General features: G+C 47.4%; 4 protein-coding genes and 1 pseudogene. All 5 read left to right on the forward strand.

The window, feature by feature from the left end; translation table 11 throughout:
- Window positions 1-2,068 (forward strand): ATP-binding protein (locus AQR02_RS10755; protein ID WP_245237311.1); only part of this gene is annotated, 2,068 nt, incomplete at its 5' end.
- A complete protein-coding gene (locus AQR02_RS10760) occupies window positions 2,061-2,777 on the forward strand; it encodes a response regulator (protein ID WP_054940556.1) in 717 nt (238 codons plus the stop codon). The genes AQR02_RS10755 and AQR02_RS10760, both read left to right, overlap by 8 nt.
- 182 nt (window positions 2,778-2,959) lie before the next feature.
- Complete coding sequence (locus AQR02_RS32395; protein WP_159067737.1) at window positions 2,960-3,133, forward strand: hypothetical protein; 174 nt, start codon at window positions 2,960-2,962, stop codon at window positions 3,131-3,133.
- Window positions 3,134-3,581: 448 nt separating this feature from the next.
- The gene (kdpF, locus tag AQR02_RS35525) at window positions 3,582-3,653 is read left to right on the forward strand and encodes a K(+)-transporting ATPase subunit F (RefSeq protein WP_425340005.1); all 72 of its coding nucleotides are present in this window, start codon (window positions 3,582-3,584) and stop codon (window positions 3,651-3,653) included.
- 33 nt (window positions 3,654-3,686) lie between these two features.
- Window positions 3,687-4,682, forward strand: a pseudogene (locus AQR02_RS34020) (potassium-transporting ATPase subunit KdpA); the annotation flags it as partial.

Consider the following 4,682-nt stretch of genomic DNA (forward strand, 5'->3'; position numbering starts at 1 on the left):
ATTTGTTAAAAACAAGCTAATCGCCTTGCGGGAAATAGCTTTACGTTATACAGCAGATCAGCTGAATCGTATTGCTCAGCGTTACAGTGAAAGGGCGAATAAGAATACCTATAACACAGCAGATCATATTCTAGTCTGTCTGTCTTCAGCTGCCTCAAGCAAAAAGGTGATCCGCACAGCAGCTAGAATGACTGAAGCGTTCCGCGGATCTTTTACGGCACTGTATGTGGAAACGCCGAAAAACAAAGATCTCACGCCCAAAAGCAAGGCGGAGCTCAGAGAAAATCTGCGGCTCGCCGAACAGCTCGGTGCGCAGCTTGCCACGGTATATGGTGAGGATGTCTCCGGACAGATTGCCGAATATGCTAAATCAAGCCGGGTCACGAAGATTGTGATCGGCCGTTCCCAGAGCAGTAAAAAAAGATGGCTCACTAAATCTAGTCTGGTAGATAAGCTGACTGTGCTGGCACCGAATATTGATATACACATTATTCCGGATACCCAACCGGCTCCCTATAACAGATTTCCGGCCTACGTGAAGCCGCACCTCTCACTGGCTGACACCATGAAGACGATCGGGATTCTGACTGTATGCACCTTGATCGGACAATGGTTTCAATTTCTCGGATTCCGGGAAGCGAATATCATCACGGTGTACATTTTGGGAGTTCTGCTGAATGCTATGGTTACCAGTGGCAGGATTTACAGTGCGATAACTTCGATCTTAAGCGTGCTTGTCTTCAACTATTTCTTCACCAAGCCATATTTCTCTTTAGAAGCGCATGATTCCGGTTATCCCGTTACCTTTCTGATCATGCTGCTGGCTTCAATGATAAGCAGTACACTAACCATGAGGATTAAGGAGCAGGCGCGCCAATCTGCGCAAAAAGCGTACCGGACAGAAGTTCTCTTGGAGACAAGCCGTAAGCTGCAACAGGCGGAAGGTGCCCCGGCGATCGTCAATGAAACTGCAATCCAAATGGTGAAGCTGCTGGACCGGACGGTCCTATTCTACCCCGTGGAGCAGGACACCTTAGCCGAGCCGCTGATTTTTCCAAAGTTAGAATCGGCGGTGAATCCCCGGGCATATACCGGTGTAAACGAATGGGCTGTTGCAGATTGGGTGTATAAGAACAATAAACGGGCCGGAGCAACTACGGATACCTTTTCGGCTGCAAGCTGTCTGTACCATGCCGTCCGTGGCGGGGATTCCGTATTTGCTGTAGCTGCCATTGTTATGGACCAGGAAGAGCCATTGGGTATTTTTGAGAAAAGCCTTATGATTGCCATGCTCGGCGAATGTGCGCTCGCGCTGGAGAAAGAGCTGCTAAATGAGCGTCAAAAGGAAATCTCACTGCAAATCCAGCAGGAACAGCTGCGCGCCAATCTGCTGCGGGGGATCTCCCATGATCTGCGAACGCCTCTTACCAGTATTTCCGGCAATGCCGGAATTCTTATGGGAAACTCTATCGTGTTGAGCGAGGAACAGAAAACAGGCTTGTACACGGATATATATGACGACTCCATGTGGCTGATCAACCTGGTGGAGAATTTACTGTCCATTACGCGGATCGACAATGGCAGCTTAAATCTGAATTTTCAAGCGGAGCTGCTGGAAGAGGTAATTGCTGAAGCGCTGATGCATGTCAACCGCAATAGTGTAGAGCACACTATTCAAACGATGCTGGAAGATGAGCTGCTGATGGCCAAAATGGATTCCCGGCTGATTGTTCAGGTTCTCATCAATTTAGTGGACAACGCAATAAAATATACTCAAGCCGGTTCGGAAATCATAGTGTCGGCGAGACGCGAACAACACTGGATACTGGTTGAAATATCCGATAATGGTCCCGGGATATCTGAGGAAGCCAAGAACAAACTGTTTGATATGTTCTATACAGCAGACAATCAACGCGGAGACGGCCGCCGCGGCTTGGGGCTTGGGCTGTCTTTGTGCAAATCGATTGTGCATGCTCATGGAGGTACAATTGAAGTAAAGGATAATGTACCGCAGGGTACGGTGTTCAGTTTCACCCTGCAGGCTGAGGAGGTGAATGTTCATGTATAAACCATTGATTCTTGTTGTAGAGGATGACAAGCCGATCCGTAAGCTGATTACGACCACGCTGGAGACACAAGGCTACAAATATCATACAGCTGAGACCGGCGAAGCAGCAATCCTAGAGGCAGTGTCCCATCAGCCGGATATGATGATTCTGGATTTGGGGCTGCCGGATATGGATGGTGTGGACATTATCAAAAAAGTCCGGTCTTGGTCCAATCTTCCCATAATCGTAGTAAGCGCACGCAGCGAGGACCGTGACAAAATCGATGCACTGGATGCAGGTGCAGATGATTATCTGACCAAGCCGTTCAGTGTGGAGGAGCTGCTGGCCCGGCTGCGGGTCAGTCTGCGGCGTATCCGCTATGACAGCGACAAGCTGCAGAAGGATGCGTCGGTTTTTAAGAGTGGGAATTTAAGAATCGATTATGCGGCAGGCTGCGTATGGATGGAACAGGAAGAAATCCACTTGACCCCGATTGAATATAAGCTGCTGTGTCTGCTGGCCAAGAATGCAGGCAAAGTATTGACGCATAATTATATCCTGAAGGAAATCTGGGGCAGTCACACTTATGATATCCCTGCCCTGCGTGTATTTATGGCAACTCTGCGCAAAAAAATCGAAAAATCACCTTCGCAGTCTAAGATCATCCAGACCCATATCGGTGTCGGCTACAGGATGCTGCAGGCTGGAGAAGACAGCAAAGTGATCTGATTTCTTTTCAAAATTAATATCCGTATTAGATGAGCCATGTTCTTCTGAGAACATGGCTTTTTGTTGCTTTCCTCTTCTCTTAATGCAATCTATATCCCCTCAAAGGAACCCTAATCCAGAACTAACGGCCTAAGTGATACGCTTAATTGGAAGTATATCGCACAGCAGAAGGGGTCTTATTAATGAATGAATGGCTGCAAAATATCGGTCTATTCTCCACGGTACTAGTGTTGCTCTATACCATTAAGAAAGGTATTGATCATTACGACTTAAAAGGGATAGGTGATTATGAGGATATTGAGATCACGAGGCAGGCTGAGGAAGTTGTCCAGAGTCTACACTCTCGCAAATCTTAATGCAATCTTAATTCTGTCAGACTAACCCTAACCCTGAACTAATGGCAGTAGTGTTAAGCTAAACTTGCGGAAAGAGATACTATATAGATTGAACTTGAAAATACACATTTAGGGAAAAATGGCGGAGGAGAATTTTGGAACTGTAGGAGCGTAAGCGACCGCCTTTGTCTTCAGATTTCTACCGCTAGTAGCGGTTTAAATCAAGAAATTTGAAGACAACAGCGGCCGGAAGTCCAAACATTCTCTGCAGTCATGTCCAATCCCAAAAAAGAAAAATTGCAAGTTCAATCTATATATAAAGAGACAGATCATCCCGAAGAGGAGTGGTGAGGACGATGATGGACGTGTATATGCTAGCGGTGCTCGCTGCAATATTCGGAGTTTTCTACGCGTTTGCACAGTGGTGCGGGCATGTGGCTGAGGACAAGGGAGGGACAGAATCGTGACAGTGGTTTTAACAGTAACTCTTCTATTGTTTTTGTATCTGGTTTACGCCTTGATACATCCGGAGAAATTCTAATTAACTAGAGCACTATATTAAGGAGGGTCATCTGTGGGCATTGTGCAAATTATCGTAGTCATTGCCATACTGCTGCTGCTGGTAAGACCGGCAGGTACTTACTTATATCATGTATTCTCAAATGAACCGAACAAGACAGACCGGATCTTCGGCGGAATTGAGCGGGGGATCTTCAAATTAAGCGGTCTTAATAAGCGTGAAGGAATGTCATGGAAGACCTATGCGTTGAGCTTTTTGTCGACCAACATTATACTGGTTGCCTTTGGGTACATCGTTCTCCGCTTACAAGCGGGCCTTCCGCTTAATCCGAACGGGATTCCCGAAATGGAGCAGACGCTTACGTTTAATACGGTGATCAGCTTTGTTACTAATACGAATCTGCAGCATTACAGCGGGGAGACAGGACTTTCTTATTTCTCACAAATGGCTGTGATAACAATGTTTATGTTTACCTCTGCAGCCAGCGGCTTTTCTGTAGCAGTCGCTTTTGTAAGAGGGATTACCGGCAGGGCAACGCTGGGAAACTTTTTCGGAGACTTCGTTAAGTCGATTGTCCGGGTGTTTCTGCCGCTTGCACTGCTTATTACCATGGTGCTGGTTGGACTCCAGGTTCCGCAGACGCTGAAGCCTATGATTCACTTAACAACGTTGAAGGGTCAGGTTCAAGGGATTACAACCGGACCGGTCGCGTCACTGGAATCGATCAAGCATCTGGGAACGAATGGCGGTGGGTTCTTCGGAGTCAATTCATCGCATCCATTCGAGAATCCGTCACCGCTCACCAATGTGATTGAAATCCTGTCTATGTGGACGCTGCCGGCAGCTCTTCCCTATATGTACGGTTTGTTTGCCAAGAATAAACGGCAGGGCTGGGGGATCTTCGCCGCCATGATGACCTTGTTCGTGCTCCTGCTGTCGCTTAACTATTATGCGGAGAGCAGTGGGAATCCTGCAATAAATGCTATGGGAATCGACGCTTCACAGGGCAGTATGGAGGGGAAAGAGGTGCGCTTCGGCATACCGCAATCC

It is taken from the genome of Paenibacillus ihuae (assembly GCF_001368795.1).
In the GTDB taxonomy this organism is placed as follows: domain Bacteria; phylum Bacillota; class Bacilli; order Paenibacillales; family Paenibacillaceae; genus Paenibacillus_AQ; species Paenibacillus_AQ ihuae.